18 protein-coding genes are annotated in these 23,479 nt (G+C 61.2%); 1 reads left to right on the forward strand and 17 read right to left on the reverse strand.

The genetic code is table 11. The features are described 5' to 3' along the window. Positions 1-8: 8 nt before the first annotated feature. The 8 genes from ACTJLC_RS25690 to gcvA all read right to left on the reverse strand — a co-directional run bounded on the left by ACTJLC_RS25690 (position 9) and on the right by gcvA (position 9,341). On the reverse strand, positions 9-395 hold the full coding sequence (locus ACTJLC_RS25690) for a GNAT family N-acetyltransferase (RefSeq protein WP_440845637.1): 387 nt from the start codon (positions 393-395) through the stop codon (positions 9-11). Positions 396-515: 120 nt separating this feature from the next. After that, positions 516-875, reverse strand: a complete 360-nt coding sequence (locus tag ACTJLC_RS25695; protein WP_310129501.1) for a hypothetical protein — start codon at positions 873-875, stop codon at positions 516-518. Between the two features lie 88 nt (positions 876-963). Then, a complete protein-coding gene (locus tag ACTJLC_RS25700) occupies positions 964-1,821 on the reverse strand; it encodes a tetratricopeptide repeat protein (protein WP_310129503.1) in 858 nt (285 codons plus the stop codon). A gap of 341 nt (positions 1,822-2,162) precedes the next feature. Next, positions 2,163-3,659, reverse strand: coding sequence for a T6SS phospholipase effector Tle1-like catalytic domain-containing protein (locus tag ACTJLC_RS25705; RefSeq protein WP_310129505.1), 1,497 nt, complete (start codon positions 3,657-3,659; stop codon positions 2,163-2,165). Continuing rightward, complete coding sequence (locus tag ACTJLC_RS25710; protein ID WP_186813995.1) at positions 3,656-4,009, reverse strand: hypothetical protein; 354 nt, start codon at positions 4,007-4,009, stop codon at positions 3,656-3,658. Before ACTJLC_RS25710 ends, ACTJLC_RS25705 begins: the two co-directional genes overlap by 4 nt. A gap of 176 nt (positions 4,010-4,185) precedes the next feature. Continuing rightward, positions 4,186-5,088, reverse strand: coding sequence for a DUF4123 domain-containing protein (locus tag ACTJLC_RS25715; RefSeq protein WP_440845603.1), 903 nt, complete (start codon positions 5,086-5,088; stop codon positions 4,186-4,188). Between the two features lie 185 nt (positions 5,089-5,273). After that, positions 5,274-7,826, reverse strand: coding sequence for a type VI secretion system Vgr family protein (locus ACTJLC_RS25720; RefSeq protein WP_440845605.1), 2,553 nt, complete (start codon positions 7,824-7,826; stop codon positions 5,274-5,276). A 600-nt stretch (positions 7,827-8,426) separates the two neighbouring features. Then, positions 8,427-9,341 carry a transcriptional regulator GcvA gene (gcvA, locus tag ACTJLC_RS25725; protein ID WP_310129511.1) on the reverse strand — a complete coding sequence of 305 codons (915 nt, stop codon included), beginning with the start codon at positions 9,339-9,341 and terminating at the stop codon, positions 8,427-8,429. 99 nt (positions 9,342-9,440) lie between these two features. On the opposite strand from gcvA, the gene ACTJLC_RS25730 reads away from it, so the two are divergent. Then, positions 9,441-10,283: a DMT family transporter gene (locus ACTJLC_RS25730; RefSeq protein ID WP_083082617.1), complete on the forward strand. Its 843-nt coding sequence runs from the start codon at positions 9,441-9,443 to the stop codon at positions 10,281-10,283. A 99-nt stretch (positions 10,284-10,382) separates the two neighbouring features. On the opposite strand, the gene ACTJLC_RS25735 is transcribed toward ACTJLC_RS25730, so the two are convergent. From ACTJLC_RS25735 to ACTJLC_RS25775, 9 genes are all read right to left on the reverse strand, one after another. Then, positions 10,383-10,856 (reverse strand): VOC family protein, encoded by a 474-nt coding sequence (locus ACTJLC_RS25735; RefSeq protein WP_244746106.1) that lies wholly within the window; start codon positions 10,854-10,856, stop codon positions 10,383-10,385. A 210-nt stretch (positions 10,857-11,066) separates the two neighbouring features. Continuing rightward, the gene (locus tag ACTJLC_RS25740) at positions 11,067-12,500 is read right to left on the reverse strand and encodes an efflux transporter outer membrane subunit (RefSeq protein WP_310129516.1); all 1,434 of its coding nucleotides are present in this window, start codon (positions 12,498-12,500) and stop codon (positions 11,067-11,069) included. A 10-nt stretch (positions 12,501-12,510) separates the two neighbouring features. Then, positions 12,511-14,082, reverse strand: a complete 1,572-nt coding sequence (locus ACTJLC_RS25745) for a DHA2 family efflux MFS transporter permease subunit (protein ID WP_310129518.1) — start codon at positions 14,080-14,082, stop codon at positions 12,511-12,513. A gap of 7 nt (positions 14,083-14,089) precedes the next feature. After that, positions 14,090-15,181 carry an HlyD family secretion protein gene (locus ACTJLC_RS25750; protein WP_440845609.1) on the reverse strand — a complete coding sequence of 364 codons (1,092 nt, stop codon included), beginning with the start codon at positions 15,179-15,181 and terminating at the stop codon, positions 14,090-14,092. Between the two features lie 86 nt (positions 15,182-15,267). Further along, on the reverse strand, positions 15,268-15,690 hold the full coding sequence (locus tag ACTJLC_RS25755) for a MarR family winged helix-turn-helix transcriptional regulator (RefSeq protein WP_310129523.1): 423 nt from the start codon (positions 15,688-15,690) through the stop codon (positions 15,268-15,270). A 79-nt stretch (positions 15,691-15,769) separates the two neighbouring features. Then, the gene (locus ACTJLC_RS25760) at positions 15,770-16,192 is read right to left on the reverse strand and encodes a MarR family winged helix-turn-helix transcriptional regulator (protein WP_310129524.1); all 423 of its coding nucleotides are present in this window, start codon (positions 16,190-16,192) and stop codon (positions 15,770-15,772) included. A gap of 167 nt (positions 16,193-16,359) precedes the next feature. Beyond that, positions 16,360-17,250, reverse strand: a complete 891-nt coding sequence (locus ACTJLC_RS25765) for a transglutaminase family protein (RefSeq protein WP_073430846.1) — start codon at positions 17,248-17,250, stop codon at positions 16,360-16,362. Then, entirely contained in the window at positions 17,247-19,925 is a 2,679-nt protein-coding gene (locus tag ACTJLC_RS25770) for a circularly permuted type 2 ATP-grasp protein (protein WP_310125411.1), read from the reverse strand. The genes ACTJLC_RS25765 and ACTJLC_RS25770 overlap by 4 nt, the downstream gene beginning before the upstream one ends. A gap of 64 nt (positions 19,926-19,989) precedes the next feature. Next, positions 19,990-23,469 carry a transglutaminase family protein gene (locus tag ACTJLC_RS25775; RefSeq protein WP_310129528.1) on the reverse strand — a complete coding sequence of 1,160 codons (3,480 nt, stop codon included), beginning with the start codon at positions 23,467-23,469 and terminating at the stop codon, positions 19,990-19,992. Positions 23,470-23,479: the final 10 nt, after the last annotated feature.

Genomic DNA, 23,479 nt, shown 5'->3' on the forward strand with positions numbered 1-23,479 from the left:
ACCAGCAGTCAGAGTAAATATCGAAACCCCCGCGTCGCTGCGCTCCGAACGTCCAGCTTCGCGCGAAACCGCTGTCCACCTTCACGCGAAACGCGTGTCCAGCTTCCACGAATTACGCACCCTAGATAGTGCATTTCCTTCAAATGGATCGCAAGTTGGGCAAGCAACTGGCGGCCGATGCCCTGGCGCTTGAAGTCGGGATCGACATAAAGGGACTTGATTTCGCCGCGACCGTCGAATATCGATTCTGAAGGTCGGCCAGCGGCTCCGATGCCAACACTCGACGACGATATCCATTCGTTCTTGATCCCCAGTGCATGTCGACCTTCGTCACGGGCGCCTCGTTGACTCCCTCGAAAATCTTCGAAAAACTCCTGTATCTTGAAGCCTGGTATTCTTTATCGAAAATTACCTTCCCATTTTTCGATACATAGAGTTCACCCGGCGAGACCGAGGACACGACATACGTGTACGGCTCCTTCGAGAACTTCAAATGCAGGCCACGAATACTTCCTTCAGAGACGTCGGTGATCTTGACCGTCCTGGCTGGCGGAACATTCTCGGGCGGAAATACGAAGGCATCGTTCTTGCTGCCGTATCGGTATTGCACGAAGCCCGATTAGGGTTGGGTATTGTCCTTTGCGCAGACGGAAACGGCCTTCCCGTTCGAGCGACAAAAAAGCAACCGTGAAAATCCCTGCCGTAGGTATCACTTCGATTCCCCTATTGTTAATCGAGGCGAAATTATTTCGCCGGTCAACGATGTCGTAATCGACCAGAAAGTCCAGATTCTCTTCGCTGGGCAAGCCACCTGAATTGTGCTGCTGCCATTCGGTGAAGTTTTGGTACTGGGTTCGGCCCGTAATCTGAATCAAGCGCTTCTCCCGCGGCATTTCCATTCATCCCCGCTTGCGGTGCTTCCATTGCCATTTCTATTCGCATAGCCCAGTGCCCGGGGTCAAACTATTGCCGCGACCGTTCAAATGCACGGTGCGGTATTCGATCTCGCTTATCGTCGTTTTGCATTTTGGAAACATATTCGCTGTATTGAGTTCGGGCCGGCGCTTGCTGGCCACTCTCCCACAGCGCGTCGGCGAGATTGAGCTTGGCGACTACTCTGCCCGGGTACATCAACACGATCTTCTGCAGCAACGGTATCGCATCGCTCGCTCTTCCGCGTTGTGCAAGAAAGAAACCTAGATCATTGGCCAATTGCACATCGATCTTTCCAACGTACCCCGCGATTTCCAGCGGCAAATAGAATGGCATTTGTGTCAGATACCTGTCCAGTCGCGCTTTGTCCTTCTCCGCGTCTTTCAATGCGGCTAGCTCTCCGTCGATGTCCTTCTTCACGTCTTCTGTCGATTCGTAACTGTACGATCCATCGCTACCGATCTTTGGACAATTCATTACCCGGGCGACTTCCCGCGAGCCCGCATAGTCACCGGATGGAACGTCGGACTTTTCTCCCGTGATCTGGCGGATGAGACACCAATCCTGAACGCGCGTATTCCATTCATAGACGTGCACGAACACTTCCCCGCCCCGGCTCGGGCACGAGCCGTCTATCGCTACCTGCGCCGTTCCGCGGACGCTATACATGCTCATTGCACTGCACTCGTCGAAGGGTCGCTGACGATAGCGGGAGCGTGTGTGCGTATTCGCATTCTCGAACGTGATGGCGAGCCCATTCTCGTCCGACGCGTATTCGAACGTCCCCGTGTTCTCCACTACGATGGTGCCGGTAGCAGCAAATGCCGACATGGCATACAAAATGGCTGCAGCGCCAAACGCTACTCGCGGCCAGAATATCCTGAACATGCAGATAGTTATGCTTCGGTAGACACCATGTTTTGTGATGAAACCAATCTGGACGGCGGATGGCACCCGCAGATACACAGATCATTACTGAGCGCGGCATGCCGTCCATCAGGTGCGGTCATCATCTGGCGGGGGCCGTCGCATTGGACCTTACCCATCATGTTGCAGATCGGACACATCACACTATCACTTCGCGTGCAACGTCCCGCCCGCTCAGCTGAATTGTGCTTGGCGAAGCCTCGACTGTGCCATTAGCTGTCGTTTTGTCGCCATTCAAAATCAGATATCGTTTCAAGGCTTCTCCTTATCATTTTTATAAAAGGCGATTTGCAGCAACCTGTTCAGGATTGTTGCTCGAATACCCCGCGCGCTCGAAAGTAGCTGAAAGGCTCAGCGTTAGCTAGGAAATCGACTTTCGAATTATGAATATAATGAGCGAAGAAGTTGACAACACTATCGGGCGCATTCTCCATCCAGGCATCGAGCCGCCATTGTTCGGGCTTGAACGCATAAAAAAAGACCCGTTCCTCCGCGGTCCCGCGATTGGTCACGACGATATCGCGATGGGTTTTCAATGCCTCAGCATAAGCCGTTGCCTCGATATCAATCGTCCCCCACATCGCGTGCTTGATGGAACTATCGTTGAACGATTCCTGACCGACGACCGGCTGCTTTCTGCGCGATAGCGTTCCGTTGCTTTCGTAGTATGCCTTCATATGGCACTTCATGTCGGCCTCCACGGATGTTCCCGGCGGACTGGCTGCGCTCATGTAATCTTGATAGTTCTTCTGTGTTTCTGGCTTAACGGTAAAGCGGTCAGCGATGGGAGCGAGGGTACTCTTGATTTCCGCGAGCGACAACAAGCGAACACCGCTCTTTAGAGCTTCCTGGTGCATATCGGTCATAGGAATCCGGGCATAATTTCCATCTAGATTCTGCTCATTCGGCCCATACCCGCCGCCAATATCGGAATGCACACCTGGATAAACCTTTTCAGTCCAACCTGCCTTGTATCGCCCGCCTTCACGAATCAAATCCACCGGAAAAGAGTAGCGGAGTTCATTGGCTGCGACGAAATGAACGCATCGCTCTACACAGGTGGGGATACGCAGGTCACGTTGCTCCAAGGGAAGCGTGAGGTTGTGCGCTGGCAGACCGAACGAAGCAACCGTGTCGAATACACCCAGGAACGTGAAGCGTACCGGGAAACCATTCAATGTCAGCGAACCGTCTCCCTGTTTCTTGCATTGTCCAACCAACAAGTTCACGAACGCACGTGAGAGAGCCGCTCCTCGAGAGAAGCCGATCACCGATATATTGATGACCTTGATAAGGCGATGTGCCCCAAGCGCCTTGTTCAGGTCATTCAGGCTTGCATTTCTGTTCTTCTCGACATACTGCTTGACTTCCCCTCCCATCTTCTTGGCGTTGTTAACCAGAGCCTGGCGTAACGCCTGATTCATGCGATCTTCGCCACCAATCAGTCGGCGATCGCCTCCTGCGCCGAACGCACCGCCCAAGACGGTGTCCTCAAGCCAAACACCAGATTTGTCGACCCAAGACACTTCGCCGTTGAACGGTGTGCCGACGCCGCTGACATAGAAGCTATAAATACCTTTACCCGGGGCATTTATCGACGCGTCGAACAATCTTGCGACATTGCTCCATCGTTGTCCTGCCGCGTCGGCGTCCCGGTTATTTCCAGTACCGTCAAAGAAGAACGCGAGGTGAACCACATCGGAGCAATCTTGTTTCGCCGTTGGCGGAGTTTTTGGAACGTCACGCGTCGCGGCCGCTATGATCTGCATCAACGAAGGCGGCTGGGGAAGCGAACTCATTGCTTCTTTTCCTCCGGTTCCGGCCGTTCGTCGGCATATTCTTTGGATGCCTCGGCAATGGCCGTTGCGTTCGGGTACACATGAAGGGTAAGGACTTTGGAGCCGCCCGGCAATTCCTGCAGAACGGCAGTTGCGTGAATTCTTTCGCCCAATCTTGGAGCGCCTTCCGGGCCTCCCAGTGAATATTCGATTGATATTGGGCCCGGCTTGACCTTCACACAGCAGACAATTTTTCCTCCAGCGTTGCCTGGTTCATACGCCATGAACGCACCGCCTGCATATTGACCGTTGACGGCAACATCGTAAATCGCACGGGGCCAGTAGTTGTAAACCGCGACATCGAGATTCATGGGCCTCTCCGAGCAGGCAGTAAGTGGCAATACGCACAGCAGACCGACGAACAGGCGGCGGACTAGAGTGTTGACTGTCGCTTCAGTTTTGAACTTCATTCTTATTGTCTCTGGTGTTTCGGCCGATTTCAACAATTCGAAGAGTCAACGTCATTCGTTCGCCGTGGCAAGTGAGATCACGAATGCGTCACTTCAACCGTCGGGATGTTCGGCGGAAAATTCTTCATGAGATCATCAAAGGTCAATACCTTGGTCTTGACCTGTTCGAGCAAAACGGCAACTTCCGGAAGGGTGTTGAATGCGTCTCCGTAGGCAAGCGCGACACAGCAATAATTGACGAGATCGCCGGTACCTTCCAGCCCATATTGCCGGGCATTCAGAATCTGCGAGCGTACGAATGCGTATTGCGCCGAATCTGGTATGCGAAGCAACAGGCCCGGCATGTTGAGCCGGATGTAATACAGGATGCCATCCGGCACACTGGCTTCAACCAGTTCGTCAACCTGATTCTGATCGAATTGCATCGGCGGCTGTATTAACGCCGAGGCATCTTCTATTGAATTTGCATCCCAGTCTATGGACTGCAGATGCCCGGCTCGATCCCAGTACCACCATTCGAGAACGGGAGCGAGGAACGCCTGCTTTTGTTCGGCCGTCAACACTGATCCGCGAACATGCTGCGTGCCGTCTCCCCGGGCTCCGCTCAATACGGCGAGAATGCTCGGGTCCCAGAACGCAAGTGCCATGACCGTCCGATCCGGCAGCACGACATCGACGAACGCGCTCAAATGCGCAGCCATCGCCGCTAGCGGCATCGTGGATATGAGCAGCGTTGCACACGGTACATTAGCGGCGTGCTGATCCAGCCACGCACCCGCGTGAAGATAATTCGCCGCATCGATTCGTATCAGATGCGGCGCGACTGCTCTTACATCGGCCCCACCGTCCAGCAGGCACACGGCGTTTGCAGATTCGAAGAGCAGTGCGTTCGGCAGGGATTTGTCCTGGGCCGGATCGGCCAGCACATACGCGTGTGCGTGTTGCGACAGTGCCGCCGCGAGTACGGTTACTGCTGTCATCTCTTCATGATCCTTTCTTGTTCACGAAAGCCGCCCGTGTGGCTGCTCGCTGTCGAAGGCATTCCGCGCAGGTCGATTGCGGTGCCTTTTGCGCACGCGTTTTCCCCTGAGCCTGGTTCACAACGATGTGAACACGCGCGCCTGACGGGAATCCTGCGTTGGGCACAGTTGCTACAAAAGGCACGTCATACTCCCTTCGTGATAAGCGCGGAGCGGGCCGCAGCACGTTTTAACAGGCACTCGACGCAAATGGACTGCGGCAATCCAGGCAACGGATAAGGCAAGTTTGTGGGGCCAGCAAAGAAATGCTGAGCGCCCTTGATATCGATCTTCCCCGGAGCATGAATCTCGATGTTGCCATCCTTGAGGCGGATATAGGCGCCGCCTGAGGTCAACAGTATTCCCTGTTTCGCCGCCGCCTCAATCGTTTCGGTTGCAGAAAGCAATTTCAGCGTTTTCTGTGCGATCAGTTCGATGTTGTCGTTGTGCGCCTGAATCTCCACCTTTCCTTTGGCTGCAAACAGCTTCATTCCGGCGTTCTGGACGAAGAAGCTCAGCTTCTGCGCGACGCTTGCGATCAACGACTTGCCCGTTGCGAGGTGCGTGCTCTGTCCGCTCACGAGGTTGGTCTGTGCATCGCTCGCGATGTGCACGGACTGCTGCGTGGACAGGGCGATGCCCGAAGGGCTGCCGAACAGCATGAGCGGTTCTCCGAACGCATTTGCGCTTCCTGTTCCACCGCCCGCGGTGTTCCCGCCTGACGATGAACCCGACACGCTGTTCCGTGTCGCGTCGGTGAATGCCTTCAGCGAGTCGTAGCCGTCCCTGAGACTTTCCGCCTGGTGCGTGGTGCTGGCGTCGGACATCGATTCCAGCACGCTTTCGGCATTCACCAGTTGCGAGGTGGTTTGCCGTGCATCGAGCGGCTGGCTGGTTGCCGGATAGGTCGTGACATACAGACCCTGACCGGCACGCACTGCACCGTAAGCGTCGGACTTCAGATCGAAGCCGCTGCCGAGGTATGGTCCACGTGAGTTGCCGCTCTGGTCGATCAGGTAACCCAGATGCAAATGCGCATTGGTGCTCGTCGAATAGAGATGAACGCGGTTCTGGCCCGTCGAGTCATCCATCACCATCTGGTTGTAGCCGCTGCCCTGATATTCCTTCGACCTGTAGCCAGAGAGCAGCCCGTTGGAATGCCAGTGCGGTTGTGTCGCGCCGTTATAGACGCGGCCCGTGACCAGCGGCCTGTCGCAATCGCCGTCAACCCAGCTGATCAACACTTCTTCGCCGATACGTGGCACATGCACGCCACCGTATCCGCCACCGGTATCGGACATGGCAACCCGCACCCAGCAGGATGCTGTTTCGTCGCCGTCATTGAGCCGGTCCCAATGAAAGCGGACCTTGATGCGATTGAGCTGGTCGGTATAGACCTCTTCGTTAGCCGGACCGACGACAATTGCCGACTGCAGATGCATCTTCGGCTTGTGATGTTCAAACGGACTACGGTACGGCACGATCTTGCGTTGCGCCTCGATTTCAACGAGGAAGAAGCCTTCGCTGCCATCGGCGTGTCTGACCTTCAATCCCTCTTCAGAGGCGTGACTCGCTCTGACCGTCGCAAGGTCGCCCTTCAGGCTATGCGGGAAATCGGCGGCCCGACTGGACACCGGCAGATTGTTTTCAATAAACCATGCGGCCTCGATAACGGCGAATTGCCGGTTCTGCCCGCTATCCGTGGCGTGACCGGGGTGGTCATCCAGTTCAAACCAGCGACCGGCATCCGTACCTCGCACACCGCCGGAACCGTAAAAACGCTTCGCCCGCGATTCCCACTCTTCCATGCGGATTTTTGAAAGGGTATCGCCCCGGTCCTGGCTACCGTACGTGTAAGCGCCCGTGTACTCATAGACCTCGGCTTGCTGGGGCAGGTTTCCCTGCGTGGGAAGTGTCGGGATGTTTGTGCCTTTCGGGTTGGCTGACGAAGCCGGTGCCTTGTAATCAAACGTGCGCGTCGTAAGTGTTGTGCTTTGAAGTGTTCGTGTGCCCGACCATTGAACCAGTGCATCGGTTTCGCTATTCGTGCCCGCGCGATAGAACCCGACGGTCCGGGGCGAAAGCGGCTCGAATGTATCGAGGTTGTCTGTGACGACAAGGGTATGCGATTTGCCGTCGCCGGCTTGTTCGAAGTAGCCGAACAGGCCTTCGCTTTCCATCAGCCGGTGGACGAAATTCCAGTCGTCCTCGTATTGCATGCAGAACGAACGCGGAGGCAGGGGCCTGCTCAACGCAAACCGGAATGCCCCCTGGGCCTGCGGGTGCATGTTGAATACATCAGTCAGGATTTCATCGGCCGGTTTGTCCTGCCAGATCCGCGCATCCTTGCGAAAGCGCAGAAAGTGCATCCACGATGCAAAGCCGATCTGATAGCTCGTGAGGCCAGTATCCGACCCGAGACGGCGGACGGTGTGAACATAGCCGTGATGAGGCAGATAGAACCTGTCAGTCTGCTGGACCCAGAGCGTGACAGGCTGGGCGATCAGCGTTTTGAGTTCGATCGTTGCAGATGTGGAAACGACGTCAACGGTGAATTCGAAATGGCGGCCGATTCGCGAATGACCGACAACCCGCTCGGGCACGAGAACATTATTTCCCAGCGCAGTATCCAGCTTCAGCAGGCGATCACTCTGGATGAGTCCGCCAGTGATTGCCCCGATCATGTCCTGCGCACCCATACTGCCTCTTCTTTCTTGTTGGCTGACTGAGCGACCGCGCTCTGCGCGATTTTACGAAAGTTCAGATGAATCGGCCAGCTATTCAACTTTGGTAAATGTGAGGCGGCGTGGGCTTTTGAATTGAATATGCGCATGGCATATCTGTAAATTTTGTCAACCGGTCATCGAGGTATCCTTTCGGGTTTGCAAAACGATGCCCGGCGTTGAACGGCGTCAGCCGTATTCACTTCGAAAATAGTTTTCGCCCGCTAAATCCAATGTAATAGGAGTGTCATCGAACATCACAATGCAACCTTGGATGGTCCTTTCGCGAAGCTGGTAAGCGCGGCCAACTACGAGTTTTGAGTTTGTCTGATTGCGAGTCGGGAAGGGCAAAGAACTGCATGCGAAAACCGAGTACTTTTGCGTTTTCACACGTCCACGGCCGGTCGCCGCCCTTCATCGATCGACGGCAAGCGACCCGATGGCCCCGATCGCCTCCGTATCACCTATCAACAAACCGCCGACGACTCAGCCGCGCGTCGAATCAAACCACCAACCACCCTCACCCCCGCACCCACCCCATTCGCAATTGCCCCGCTCCAACAGCACTCCGCGACCTCACCCCCGAGGACCCGTCTCCGCCAATGAACCCATCCCCTCACGCTCGATCCACGATCGAAACAGCACAACCAGTTCATCGCCGGACTTCCCATCCGGAACATAAGTGCAATAGCTTCGGGACGGCAGACGAGGACCGGAGAACGGCGCGACAAGCCGGCCAGCCGCTAGATCGTCGGATACCAGCGCAGTCGGTCCCATTGCAACGCCTATCCCCTCGATGGCGGCCTGCAAGGTCAGATAGAAGTGATCGAAGGTCAGCGTGGCCGCCGGCCGCAGTTCAGGAATCCCCGCCCGCGTTAGCCAGTCCGGCCAGAGTCGCGGCAGACTCGACGTGTGCAGCAACGTATGCTGCCGCATATCGTCCGGCACCCGAAGCGGCAGTCGATGCAAGAGCGCCGGACTACAAACCGGCAGCCTTTCCTCAGCGAGGAAGAGTCGCATCGAGTAGCCATAGAACGTGTCCGGGCCGCCCCGGATGACGATGTCAAAGGTCTCGGCCAGGCTCTCCACCGACTCGTTCGACGTCTCCACTTTGACATCCACGTCGCAATACTCGGCGCGGAATTGCGCCAGTCTCGGCACCAGCCAGCGCAACGTAAATGTCGCAGGCGCATTCACCGACAGTGTCCGCGAGACGGTTTCCGGAAAACCATATCTTGAGGTCGCCTGCGAGAGCTGCTCGAACAGAGGACCGACTTCCGCGAGGTAGGCCTTTGCCGCTGGCGTCAGCAACACGCGCCGGTTGTGCCGTTCGAATAACGATGCGCCGAGCCACGCCTCGAGCAGCCGCACGTGCTGGCTCACCGCACCATGCGTGACGTGCAATTCCGCGGCGGCTTCCTTGAAGCTGCCGAGCCGGCCAGCGGCCTCGAAGGCGCGCAGTGCGTTGAGTGGAGGCAATGCCCGCTTCATTCGAAATAGTTTCTCTAACTCGAAAGCACAATTTATCTGGTTTGCCGGTCGGCAACAAGATAGATATTCTTCTTGCAACACAGTTTCCCCGGGGCTCGCATGCTCAGTTACACCGGCGGTCTCGTCCTTCTCGCCGCCCTGCTCCACGCGAGCTGGAACGCGATGCTGCATGGCAACGAAGACCGGTTCCTGTCCATGACATGGATGAGCATCGCCATCGCAGCGGTCTCCACGCTGGTGATCCTGTTCACGCCATTGCCGGCCAGCGCGGCCTGGCCGTACATCGTCGCATCGGGGATCGTGCATATCGTCTACAACGTGACCCTCGTGCGGTCGTACCGCCGCAACGACCTGGCACAAGCGTATCCGATCGCGCGCGGCTCATCGCCGCTGCTCGTTACGCTCGGCGCGGCGCTCTTCGCGCATGAGGTGATTCGCCCCTCGCAGGTACTTGGCATCTTGATGATATCGGGCGGCATCATCGCGATCGCGCTGGAGCGGTTTCATGTATCGCGAGCAGGTTTGCGGGCCGCGCTGACGACCGGCGCGACGATCGCCGTCTACACCGTGATCGACAGCATCGGCGTACGCTTGTCCGGTGGCGAGGCGCTCGCCTACACCGCATGGATGTTCCTGTTCTATTGGCTGATGCCGCTACTGTTCGTCGCGCTGCGTGGGGTCACGGCGCTGTGGCCGCCGGTACGGTCCGCGCCAGTGGCGATCGGCTCATCGCTCGTCGGCGGCCTGGTGTCCATCGCGGCGTACGGCATCGTGATATGGGCGCTGCAGTCGGGCGCGACGGGAACGGTATCGGCGTTGCGCGAGACCAGCGTGGTATTCGCGGTGCTGATCGGGCGAGTGTTTTTACGTGAAGCGGTAAGTGCAAAGCGCTGGATCGCTTGCATGATCGTCGCGACCGGGGCGGTTTGTCTCGGGCTTTGACATGAGCTCAAGCGCGGCCTCCGTGTCGAGCGCACGAACCATCACGATCGCTCGACACTGACAAGGAATTTGCAAACATGTAGGAGATGAAACGTCGCCCTAACCTGTCGTTCCCGCATACGCGGCTTTCAGCGCCGCAACGTCGAACTTCACCATGGTCAACATGACGTCGGCAACACGCTTGGCCTTGACCGGATCGGCATCAGCCATCATCTGAATAAGATCGTTGGGCACGATCTGCCACGAAACGCCGAAGCGGTCTTTCAGCCAGCCGCACTCCTCGGGCGCACCGCCGCCCTCTAGAAGCGCGTTCCAATAGCGATCGAGTTCCGCCTGATCGTTGCAGTTGACCATAAGCGATATCGCGTGATTGAACGGGTCGAGTCGCCCGGCGCTCATGGCGATGAAAGGCTGCCCAAAGAGAACGAACTCGACAACCTTCGTCGAGCCGGCGCTCGGCACCCCGGTGACTCGAACGACGCGCGAATCCGGAAAGATATTCGCATAGAAAGCAGCGGCCTCCTCGGCTTCGTTGGCGTACCAGAGAAAAGGCGTGATCTTCTGAATTGTCATCGCAAATCTCCTGTCAGTTTCCACTGGATGTGGAGGCGAGCCGCACGCCCGTAACGCATACGACAATCTCCTCCGTTTATGCGGGTTCCTTCAATATCGGCCCCGACGGTGGTCGACGCATCTTCGCCCGCAATTGTCGCGATTGTATTCCCGAACCGCTCCGACGAGGAGCCGCGCTCAACGCCGCAAGAACCACGACCGCGGAGATCGTCAGTTTTCCGACGATACCGTCGTGACGGTTTCACGCGCATCCCAGCCGCCGCCGAGCGACCGGTACAACGCCACGGCCGCGAGCGCATGCTCGCGCCTCGCCTGATTCAACGATTCCGCGTCGCGCAGATACGCCTCTTGCGCCGCGAGCACGTCGAGGAAACTCGATGCCCCGCCCTTGTACAGTTCACTCGACAAACGCAGCGCCTGGTTCGATGCATCGAGCGCGCCGCCAAGACGCTCCACCTGTACCGCGCCGTTCACCAGATCGCTGCGGTTGTCCTCGATCTCCTTGAGCGCTTGCAACATGGTCTGCTGCAAGCCGAGTTGCGATTCGCGCATGCGGCTTTCGCTCGCGTCGATGTTCGCGGTAATGCGGCCCGCGTTGAAGATCGGACTCGTCGCGTTCAATGCGGCGCTAAAAAGATTGTCGGTGAGCGTCGGCAAGCCGAGATAGGACGACGCCAACAAGCCGTCGGCAAGATTGAGCCTGAACTGCGGATAGCGCTGCGCTTTCGACACGCCCACTTCCGCCGCGCGCTGTTCGACCGCGGCATACGCATTGCGAACGTCGGGGCGCTGCAGGAGTGCTTCGGACGGCAACACCTGCGGCACGCCTTGCGAGGGCATCGGAATATCGCGAGCATCGGCGAGCGTCAAACCATCCACGCTCTCGGGCGTGCGCCCCGAATACACCGCGATCAAACTCAATTGATGCTGCACCGTCGATTGCATACGCGGAATCTGCGCCTGCAAATCCTTTAGCTGGTTCTGCGCACGCGCGACGTCGAGTTGCGTCGACAAGCCGTATCGCAGACGCTGCTGCGTGAGCTTCAACGCGCGGGCACGGATCTGCTCATTCTCGCTGAGAATCCGCAGTTGCGATTGTGCCCAACGCAGATCGACATATGCCGCGGCCGTGTTGGCCGCGAGCGCGAGGCGCAACTGGTTCAAGGCGGACTGACGTCCCGACACCTGCGCCTGCGCCGCGAGCACCGCGAGACGTTCGCCGCCGAATACATCCGGCGTCCAGCTCGCCGCCAAACCGAAGCCGGCCTGGCGTACATAACCGAGCGGCGGCGGCGTGTTCTGGCGCGAATCGGAAGCGCTCGCGCTTGCGTTCAACTCCGGCATCAACGCCGCGCGATTCTGCGTCACGAGGTTCTGCGCCTGCTTCACGCGCTCCGCTGCCGCCTGCACGTCGAGGTTGCCGGTCAATACGGATTCGACCAGTTGATGCAGGACGGGGTCGCCGAATTGCGTCCACCATGTGTCGGCGCTCACGCTGTCTTGCGGCGCATCGACGCTCCACGCGGCCGGAGCGACGGTTTCAACCGTTTTCGGCAAATCCGCGTGCGTTTCCGGTTGCACCGCGCACGCCGCGAGCGTCAGCAGCGCGGCGCTCGCCAGTACCTTGATGATGATCGGTTTCATGTTCAATTCCTCAATGGGCATCGGGCGGCGGCGCACTATGGCCGAACGGCCGCGAGAACAGCACGCTCAGCAAACCGACCGCGAAACATAGCGACACGGCGAGAAACGTGTCGGAGAACGTCAGCACGAGCGCCTCGCGCATCAGCAGCGAATGCAACTCGCTGAGCCCCGCGTTGGCCGCATTCAGCACGTTTCCGCCAACCGCCGCGAAATGCGCGCTCTGCTGCCGCAAGATCGATTCGACCAGCGGGCGGCCCGCGTTCAAATGTTCATCGAGCCGCTCGTAATGCAGATTCAAGCGGTCATTGAGCATCGTGCTGCTCACCGCGATGCCGATGGCGCCGCCGAGATTGCGCATCAAATTGAACAGGCCGCTCGCCGAGCGAAGCCGCGACGGCGGCAACGAGCCGAGCGCCATCGTCACGATGGGCGCGATGCTGAACTGCTGACCGATGCCGCGCAGCGCCTGCGGGATCAGCAGTTCCTGCCAGCCCCATTGATTGGTCAACGGCACGTAGAGATAACAGCCGGCGCCGAACAGCACGAGGCCGAACACCATCAGCAGGCGCATGTCGACAACCCGCGCCAGCGCCGAATACACGGCCAGCGCGATCAACTGGAAACAACCGACCGACAGCAACGCCAGGCCGATCTGCAACGAATCGAAGCCACGCACGCGCGACAAGAACAACGGGGTGAGGAACACCGTGCAGAAGATGCCAATGCCCGTGATGAACGACAGCAAACTGCCGATACCGAAGTTGCGCACCGCCAACGCACGCAAATCGACGATCGGCTCTTTCGCGGTGAACGCATGCACGAGGAACAAGAAGCCGCAAATGGCCGACACCCACGTGCATAGAATGATGACGTCGTCGCCGAACCAGTTCTTGCGCGGACCCTCTTCGAGCACATATTCGAGGCAGCCGAGAAAGCCGGACATCAGCAGGATGCCGAGGTAGTCGCCCTTTTTCAGCAGCGACAGATCGACGTTGTCGACGTGAACGTATTTCGGCACCATCAGCGTGACGGCCACGCCCGGCACGAGGTTCAGATAGAACAGCCAATGCCACGACCATTGCGACGTGATCCAGCCGCCTATCACCGGCCCGATGGTCGGCGCGAGCGAGGCCAGCGCACCGATGGTGGTGGCCGCGATCAGCCGCTGTTTGCCGGGGAACAACACGAACGCCGTGGTGAACACGGTCGGGATCATCGCGGCCCCGAGCGCGCCTTGCAAGCCGCGAAACACGATCATCGAGTTGATGTCCCATGCGAGGCCGCACAGCATGCTGGTGATCGTGAAGCCGAGTGCGGAAAAGGCGAACAGCCAGCGCGTCGAGAACACGCGCGTGAGCCAGCCGGACATCGGAATCACGAGAATCTCGGCAATCAGATACGACGTCTGCACCCACGAGAGTTCGTCCTGACTCGCGGACAATCCGCCGCCGATGTCCTTGAGGGACGACGCGACGATCTGGATATCGAGCGTCGCCATGAAAAAGCCGAGACACATGAGCGCGAACGCGAAAACCTTGGTGCGCATCGGCTGGTCGGCGGGATTGGCGAGGGGTTGAGTCATGATCGCTTTATCCGCGTGCCGGCGCGTCGACATGTACTTTCACCGTTGCCGAGAGGCCGGGCCGCAGCACGCCCTGCACGTTGCGGGGCACGTCGAGGCGGATGCGAACCGGCACGCGCTGCACGATCTTCGTGAAGTTGCCGGTGGCGTTTTCGGCGGGCAGCACGCTGAAGGTCGCGCCGGTGGCCGGCGCAAGGCTCTCCACCACGCCGCGGATCCGCTGGCTCGACGCGTCCAGAGCGACGTCGACGCGGTCGCCAACGTGCATCTTCTTCAGTTGGTCTTCCTTGAAGTTGGCGTCGATCCACAGTCCGCTCGCGGGCACGATCGTCAAGAGCGACACGCCCGTGTTCGCCAGCAGGCCGACGCGCGCCGTGCGGTTGCCGACATAACCGTCGATCGGCGAGCGGATCGTCGTGTACTCCACGTTCAATGCCGCGACGCGCTGTGCCGCCTGCGCGGTGGCGATGCGCGCCTCGGCGTCGCCGATCTGCGCGTCGAGCACGGCAATCTGACGCTGCGCCGCGATCAGCGCCGCGCCGCTGCGATCGACCGCGGCATGCGCCTTCGTCAGATCGGCCTCGGCCCGCTCGACCACCTGGCTCGACACCGCGTCGTCCTTCACCAGTTCGCGATAGCGCGTGCGATCGGCGGCGCTGCGCGTCAGTTCGGCGCCCGAGGCTCGAACCTCGGCGGCCTGCTGGTTGATCGTCGCGAGTTGCAAGGATTTCTTCGCCTGCAATTCGGTGACCGCCGCTTGCGCGCCGCGCACTTCCGCGCTGGCTTGCGCGAGGCGGGCGTCGTAATCGCGCGCGTCGAGCCGGATCAGCACCTGGTTTGCGTGGACGAACTGATTGTCACGCACGAGTACATCGGTGACGAATCCGTTCACCTTCGGCGCCATCACGGTGACATCGCCGCCCACATAGGCGTCGTCGGTGGTTTCCACGAAGCGGCCGACGAAGAACCAGTACGACGCGGCCAGTGCCAGCACGGCAAGCACCGAGATGATCGCGAGAAGCATCCAGGGTCTGCGCCGCGCCGATGTGGCCGAAGGCGCCGCACCGGACGGCGCGATAGTCGAAGGGGTAGTGGACATGATGTCGGTGTGTGCGTATGCACTCGTTGCGTTAAAAAAAACGGCGCGTTGGATTGCGCCGACCATGCGTTAGCTGATACGAAGCTTCAGACTGAATCTCGAATGATTGCAAACAGTTCACTGCGCAATGCCGCCGCGCGCTGCACGCCGAAACGGTGCTCGAATTCGGCTTGCGCGGCATGCCAATGCTGACGTCCGGCTTGCAACAGTTCTTCGCCTGCACTGGTGAGCGAAATGGACAGTGTGCGCACATCCGCGCCGAGCGCCTCGCTCGCTATCAGGCCATTGCGCCGCAGCGGCTGAATCGTGCGAACGAGCGTAGTGCGCTGCATGCACATGGTGTCGGCCAATTGCTTCATCGTCATCGGACCGGCGCGCTTCAGGCGCCCCAGCAGCGAAAACTGCGTGATAGTGAGTCCGACATTCGCCAGATGGCGGTCGTAAAGCTGCGATACGTGACGTGCGGCCTGACGGATCGCAAAGCAGTCGTCGTCGAATGGCCCTTCCATTGCGCGCTTCCTTCATTCAAAGTGCGTATGCACAGACACGGACGCAACGATGCTCGTCAAAGCGAACACGCGTGCGTTGTTAACCGGTAATGCCGAACAATTCGGCGCGCAGCACCTTGGCGCGCCCGCGCCCGAACCTGGATTCGAATTCGTCCTGCGCGGCGCGCCATGCAATGGCGGCCTGATCGAAGGTGGCTTCGCCCTTCTCCGTCAAGCTGAACAGGTAAGTGCGGCCGTCATGCTCCGCCGATTCGGCAGCGACGAGGCCGTCGCGCTGCAACGGCTTCATGGCGCGGACCAGCGTGGTGCGCTCCATCACCATCGAGTCCGCCAGATCCGCGATGGGCAGGTTCGGCTTGCGCGCGAGCTTGGCGAGAATCGTGAACTGCGCGGCCGTCAGCCCGATCGGGCGAAGATGGCGCTCATACATTTGCGTGACGCGCCGGGCCGCCTGGCGCAGCGCGAAACAGTTGCATTCGTCGTAAGAGAGGGGGCGGTTCATGATCGGCAGTGTAGGTGTGCATACGCACAGCGTCAAGTTCAATTGCAGCACTGCAGTGTTGCAAAAACGGCAAGCGGCGCTTTTTTGGCGAACATGCGCGGGCACGCGAGCGAATCCGCAGCGGCGGACAAGCGGCTTGCCGAACCGAAATGAAGTATGGCGAGGGGCTAAAGCGCGAGAACGGTCACGCCCACTTCCACCCGATGCGCGCCGCCGCCGAGAATCATCCCGCGCAGCAAGGACACGTCGCTGTAGTCGCGGCCGATCGCGAGCGTCACGTGATCTCTATCCGCGAGCACGTCGTTGGTGGGGTCGAGATCGATCCAGCCGCTCTCGGGACAATGCACCGACACCCACGCATGCGACGCATCCGCGCCGATCAAACGCGGCTGCCCCGGCGGCGGATCGTTGCGCAGATAACCGCTCACATAGCGCGCCGGCAAACCGAGCGAACGCAGGCAGCCGATCATCACCTGCGCGAAATCCTGGCACACGCCGCTCTTCAATTCGAAGGCGCGCTCGGCCGGCGTGTCGAACATCGTCGCCGAAGGTTTGTATGCGAAGTCTTCGTGAATCCGGTGCATCAGATCGATCGCCCCCGCGGCGATCGGCGTGCCAGGCGCAAAGCTCGGCAACGCATACGCGCGCAGCGACGGCCGCGGCACGATATTCGGCGACGCGAAGCAGAACTCGACCTCGGGCCGGAACTGCCCGCCCACGCGAAAGCGCAGCGCGTCGGCCACGTCTTCCCAAGGCGGCGTCGCATCGGGATCGAGATCGGTCCAGCGCGGCATGAGCGCCACCGTCGTTTCGCTGACGAGTTGCAGCCGCTCGTGCGGCGCATCGAGCGCGAAGTACAGCACGTCGTTGCCGAACGCGTCGATCCGGCTATGCAGATACGACGGTTCCGGCTCGATGCGTTCCTCGTGCGAGACCACGCGTTGCCAGGCGCACGCGATCGGCCGGATGGTCGCGAGATGCTGTGCCGTTTCCACATACGTGGAGTAATGGTAGGTCGTGCGATGCGAGACGGACAGCACGGTCGGCGTGTGCTTCATGACCACACCTGCGACGCCACCGTACTCGCGTGACTGAAATAGCGCGCGCTGATCTCATGCGCGGCGGCGCCGACAAAACCGCCGATCTGATCGCACATCGCAATCAGCTCGACGTAGGCGCCGTTTTCATCGGTTGCGCACAGCGCTTCGAGCGTCGGCAGCGACGCGGCGTGCGGCATCAGTTCCGCGAACGGACGATGCCGCACGCTGCCCGCCGCCACCGCGATCTCATCGAGCTTCTTGCGCAAACGCTCATAGACGCCGTAGATACCGCGCGGATTGGTCGGCTCGATCACCAGCAGATCCAGCAGGGCCGGCACTTCGAAACGGCCTGGATAAAGCGAGCGATACGTCAGCGTGCAGTCGAAGAATTGCAGCAGCAGATCGAAACCGGCGGGCGTCGCGAGCTGCCCCTTATCGGCGACCACGCGGAGAAACGACGTCATCGCCGACACGCGTTCGATATGCCGCCCGACGAACAGCAAACGCCAGGCTTCGTCGCGCGTCATGCGGTCGCCTTGCGCGCCGCTGATCGCCGACAACTGCACCGAGAGATGTTCGAGCGCGTTCATCAGCGTCACGCGGTCGTAACGATCGTAGCGTTCGCCGCGGCCATTCAGGCCGCCGTTGCCCTGTCCGTTGCCGGAGCCGTTGCTAGACCCATTGCCATTGCCCTGCGACGCGCCGCCGCTGAAACCAGGCGCCGGCATCAGCATGTGCAACGCATCGCGAAAGTCGTTGCGCGCCGCGAGAATCGTGCGCCAATGATCGTTCGACAAGCGCCCGCGCACTTCACCATTCGAGCGCGCCTGGCACTGCAGGTTCTGCCCGATGCTCGACGCGCCGGTGCTCTCGCTCAGATTCGCGACCAGCGCGCGCTCGAAAGCTTGCGGCGAATGCGGCGAAAACATGTCGCCGGACTGCACGAGCCCGCAGTAATTCGCGAGCTCGACGAGCGTGGGGAACATCGCGTCGGCGTCGTTGCCTTCCAGCGAGCCGAGAATCAGCCGCAACAGCCGCACGTTGTTTTCGGCGCGCTCGCCATAACGCCCGGCCCAGTAGAGGTTTTCCGCCGCGCGGCTCGACACGGTGCGATGCTTGCGCGCGAGATCGGCGGGCTGCATCGGCGAAGGCAGCAGCGTGAAGGTCGAGGTCGGCTGGCTCGAGAGCACCCACGTATCGACACTGCTGCCGCCGTATTGCATCGAGACCGTCGGCTGGCGCTCGGCGGCCATGCGCGTGAAGCCGCCCGGCATCACATGCCAGCCGCCGTTCACATCGGCGATCGCATAGACGCGCAACACCGACGGACGGCGGCCAATGGTGCCTTCCTCGTAACGCGGCGTGCAGGAGAAACGTTGCGACTGCTGGATCGTGTAGTTGTCGGGCATGGCTTCGATACGTTCGCGCCACGTCGAAAGCCGTTGCCTGCCGTGCTCGATGCCGGGCGGCGCGTCGCGCGCGGCGAGCGGCCACGTCGGCACGATCAACGCTTCGTCCAGGCGCGCGAACGCGTGTTCGCGCGCCGCCTCTTCGCCGCACCACCAGGTCGCCACGCTCGGAAGCAGTAGATCCTCATCGAGCAGCACTTCGGCGATGCCCGGCAGAAACCCGTGCAAGGCCGGCGATTCGACAAAGCCCGAGCCCGGCACGTTGGAGACGATCACGTTGCCCGCGCGCATCACCTGCAACAAGCCGGGCACGCCGATGCTCGAATCGGCGCGCAGTTCGACCGGGTCGCAGAACGCATCGTCCAGACGGCGCAGCACGACGTGCACGCGTTCGAGACCGGCGAGCGTCTTCAGATAAAGCATGTCGTCGCGTACCGTGAGGTCCTTGCCCTCGACCAGCGTGACGCCCAGATAACGCGCGAGAAACACGTGCTCGAAGTAAGTTTCGCTGAACGGCCCCGGCGTGAGCAAGGCGATATGCGCCGACGTCTCGGCGCCGTCATGATCGTGCCGCATCGTGGCCTGGGCCGCCTGCGCGAGCGTCGCGATCAGTTGCGAATAGGTCGGCGCGAGGCGGCTCACGCGCATCGCGCGAAACGGATCGGCGAACAACGCCGACACGATCAGCCGGTTTTCGAGCGCGTAGCCGAGCCCGGAGGGCGCTTCGGTGCGATGCGCCATCACGGTCCAGTCGCCGCCGGGCATGCGCGCGAGATCGACCGCCACCACTTGCAGGAATTGCCCGCCGGGCGGCGCATAGCCCTTCACCGAGCGCAGATAGCCAGGATGACCGAACACCAGCGCGGGCGGCAACTGCCCGCGCTCGAGCAAGGTCTGTGGCCCATAGATATCGGCGACGATCGCATTGAGCAGATGCGCGCGCTGCGTCACGCCGCGCTCGATATGCGCCCACTCGGCCTCGCTGATCAGGAACGGCAGCAGATCGAGCGCCCACGGCCGCGGCTCGCCGTTGTCCGCGTAGACGTTGTAGCTGATGTCGTTATCGCGGATCTGCTGCGCGATGGACGCGCAGTGATCGTCGAGCCGCGCGATGCCGTCTTCGCCCAGCCGCTCGAAGAACTGCCGCCACGGTTCGCGCAAGGCGCCCGACGCGTCGCGCAACTCGTCCCAGTGTCCTTCGTGGGCCGGCAACAGCCGCAGCAAGGACGAAGCGTCCGCGCGCGCCGCGGACGTTTCGAAGGGAAAAGTCGATTGAAAGGCCAAGGTCGTGTCGTTCTTTAGTGTGCCGCGGCGTGCTGGATATGCCGCGGCGTGTCAGTCTACCAGGTTACCAATAGCGCAGGTCCAGCGTGAACGGAAACTCGAGGCTGCGCTGCGGCGTATCGACCGCGAGCGGCCCCGGCGTATGCCCCGATGCGAAGAACCGCGCACGCCGCCGGCTTTCCGCCTCGTAAGCGTTGACCGGGAAGGTCTGGTAGTTGCGCCCGCCCGGATGAGCGACATGATACTGGCATCCGCCGACCGAGCGGCCGCTCCATGTATCGACCAGGTCGAACGTGAGCGGCGCATCCACGCCGATGGTCGGATGCAGCGCCGATGGCTGCGACCACGCGCGAAAGCGCACCCCGGCCACATATTCGCTGACGCGCCCAGTGGGTTGCAACGGAACCGGCACGCCGTTGACCGTCAGCACATGGCGGTTATCGTTCAAACCGAGCGCGCGCACCTCGAGCCGCTCAACGGACGAATCCACGTAACGCACCGTGCCGCCCGGCGAACCCTCCTCGCCCATCACGTGCCAGGGTTCGAGCGCGTTGCGGATCGTCAGCGAGACGCCGTTTACCGTCGCCTCGCCCACCAGCGGGAAGCGGAATTCGAAGTGCGGCGCGAACCAGCCGCTGTCGAACGCGAAGCCCGCGCGGTTCAGTTCGTCGAGCACGTCGTCGAAATCCATCTTCACGAAGGTGCCGAGCATGAAGCGGTCGTGCAGTTCGGTGCCCCAGCGCGTGAGCCGCTGCGTGTACGGCGTGTGCCAGAAGCGCGCCACCAGCGCGCGCAGCAGCAACTGCTGCACGAGACTCATGCGCGCGTGCGGCGGCATTTCGAAGCCGCGCAATTCGAGCAGGCCGAGGCGCCCGGTCGGGCCATCGGGCGAATAGAGCTTGTCGATGCAGAACTCGCTGCGGTGCGTGTTGCCCGTCACGTCGATCAGAATGTTGCGCAACGAGCGGTCGATCATCCACGCCGGCAGGTTCGCGCTGTCGCGGCCGCCGAGCAGATCGATCTGCCGCTGCAATTCGCGGAACGCGACTTCCAGTTCATACACCTGGTCGTTGCGGGCTTCGTCGATACGCGGCGCCTGGCTGGTCGGCCCGATGAAGAGCCCCGAGAACAGATACGACAGCGAAGGATGGTTGTGCCAGTACGCGATCAGGCTCGCGAGCAGATCGGGACGGCGCAGGAACGGACTGTCCGCGGGCGTCGCGCCGCCGAGCACGAAGTGATTGCCGCCGCCGGTTCCGGTATGGCGGCCGTCGGTCATGAACTTCTCGCTGCTCAGATAGCTCTCGGCGGCGGATTGGTACAGGTACTCGGTGTGATCGACCAGTTGCTCCCAGTTCGAAGCCGGATGAATGTTCACCTCGATCACGCCGGGGTCCGGCGTCACCTGCAGCACCTTCAGACGCGCATCGCGCGGCGGCGGATAGCCTTCGATCACCACCTGCATCCGCAACTCGGCCGCCGTGGCCTCGATCGCGGCGAGCAGTTCGAGGTAATCGTCCAGTTCGGTGAGCGGCGGCATGAACACATGCAGGAGCGTGCGGCCGCTGCCGAACGTCTCGGCTTCGGCCTTCGGTCCGGCGGCACGTTTGGGATCGCGCGCCTCGACGCAGATCGCCGTGCGAACCGTGTCCTTCGACGATTCGCCGCGCGCGGGCGGCTGCGGGATTGCCGCGTCGGCGTCGGCTGCATGGCCCAGCGCGCCGCTGCCCGCCATGCCGCTCAACAACTCCGCCGCCGATGACGACAACCCCGCCACGCGCCGCGCGTCGGCGGTGGTCATCTTGCGGGAGTCGCCGTCGAACTGCATGCGCAGCTGCGCGGCCGAACGCAACGGCACCGGCGGCGCAAACGGATCGTGCGCGTGCTGATACGGATAGTCGGTTTTCGACACCCACGGCAGCGAGTCGAGCGGCAGCCGATAACCCATCGGCGAGTCGCCGGGAATCAGGAACATGTGCTCGTCGCGCAGAAACCAGCGGCCGGTGACCCATCGGGGCGGCTCGTGCGGCACATCGCGCTCGCGCGCGAGCGGCAGGACATAACCGGTCGCGCCGCCCAGGCCCGCATCGAACACGCGCCGCAGACGCACGCGCTCCAGTTCGTCGTCGAGTCGCGCGTCGAGCGGATCGACGTTGACCGGCAAGCGGCGCTCGCGCCACAGGTAGTACCAGACGTCCTCGAAACCGGCGTGGATGCAGTCCTTGTCGAGCTCCAGCTTCGCGGCCAGGTGCGCGAGGAAGCGTTTCGCGTCGTCGGCGGTGTAGGTGCCGGGCTCGCGTTCGTCGGCGAACAGCGTGGCGTCTTGCCAGCACGGCTCGCCGTCGGCGCGCCAGTACAGCGACATCGCCCAGCGCGGCAACTGCTCGCCCGGATACCACTTGCCCTGGCCGGTATGCAGAAAGCCGTTCGCGCCGTAGCGCGAGCGCAGCTTCTCCATCAGCGTGACCGCGTAGCTGCGCTTGGTCGGGCCGAGCGCGTCGGTGTTCCATTCGGCGGCGTCGCGGTCGCGCACCGAGACGAAGGTCGGCTCGCCGCCCATCGTCAGGCGCACGTCCATTTCGGCGAGGCGTTCGTCGACCTGCGCGCCCATCTTCAGCACGTCGCTCCACACGTCCTCGCTGAACGGTTTGGTGACGCGCGGCGTCTCCAGCACGCGTTCGATCGACATGGTGTGCTCGAACTCGACCTCGGACTCGTCGACCGCGCCGGAGATCGGCGCGGCGCTGCCGGGCTCGGGCGTGCAGGCGACGGGAATGTGCCCTTCGCCGGCGAGCAGGCCGGAAGTGGGATCGAGCCCGATCCAGCCCGCGCCCGGCAGATATACCTCGCACCACGCGTGCAGGTCGGTGAAGTCGACTTCGGTGCCGCTCGGGCCGTCGATGGATTTGACGTCCGGCGCGAGTTGCAGCAAATAGCCGGACACGAAGCGCGCCGCCAGCCCCAGTTGCCTGAGCGTCTCGACCAGCAGCCAGCCGGAATCGCGGCACGACCCCGCCGCGCTCACCAGCGTCTCCTCGGGCGTCTGCACGCCGGGCTCCATGCGGATCAGGTAGCGAATCTCGCGTTGCAGCCGCTGGTTCAGCGCGACGAGGAAGTCGGCGGTGCCTGCCGGCGTGCGGTCGATGCTCGCGACGAATTCCCTGAAGCGCGGCGTCATCGCGCGCTTGACGCGGTACGGCGCGAGTTCGAGCGCGAGGTCGGGCGAATAGTCGAAGGGAAACTGCTCGGCCGATGGTTCCAGAAAGAAATCGAACGGGTTATAGACGGCCATCTCGGCGACCAGGTCCACGGTCACCTTGAATTCGCGCGTTTTCTCGGGAAAGACGAGCCGCGCCTGATAGTTGGCGAACGCGTCCTGCTGCCAGTTGATAAAGTGCTCGGCCGGCTCGACCCGCATCGAATAAGACAGAATGGGGGTCCGGCAATGCGGCGCAGGCCTCAGACGCACGACCTGGGGCGACAGCGAAACCAGCCTGTCGTAGCGGTAATGTGTGACATGATTCAACGCGACGCGTATGGACACACGGACTCCT

The organism is Paraburkholderia sp. 22099 (assembly GCF_052045835.1).
In the GTDB taxonomy this organism is placed as follows: Bacteria; Pseudomonadota; Gammaproteobacteria; order Burkholderiales; family Burkholderiaceae; genus Paraburkholderia; species Paraburkholderia terricola.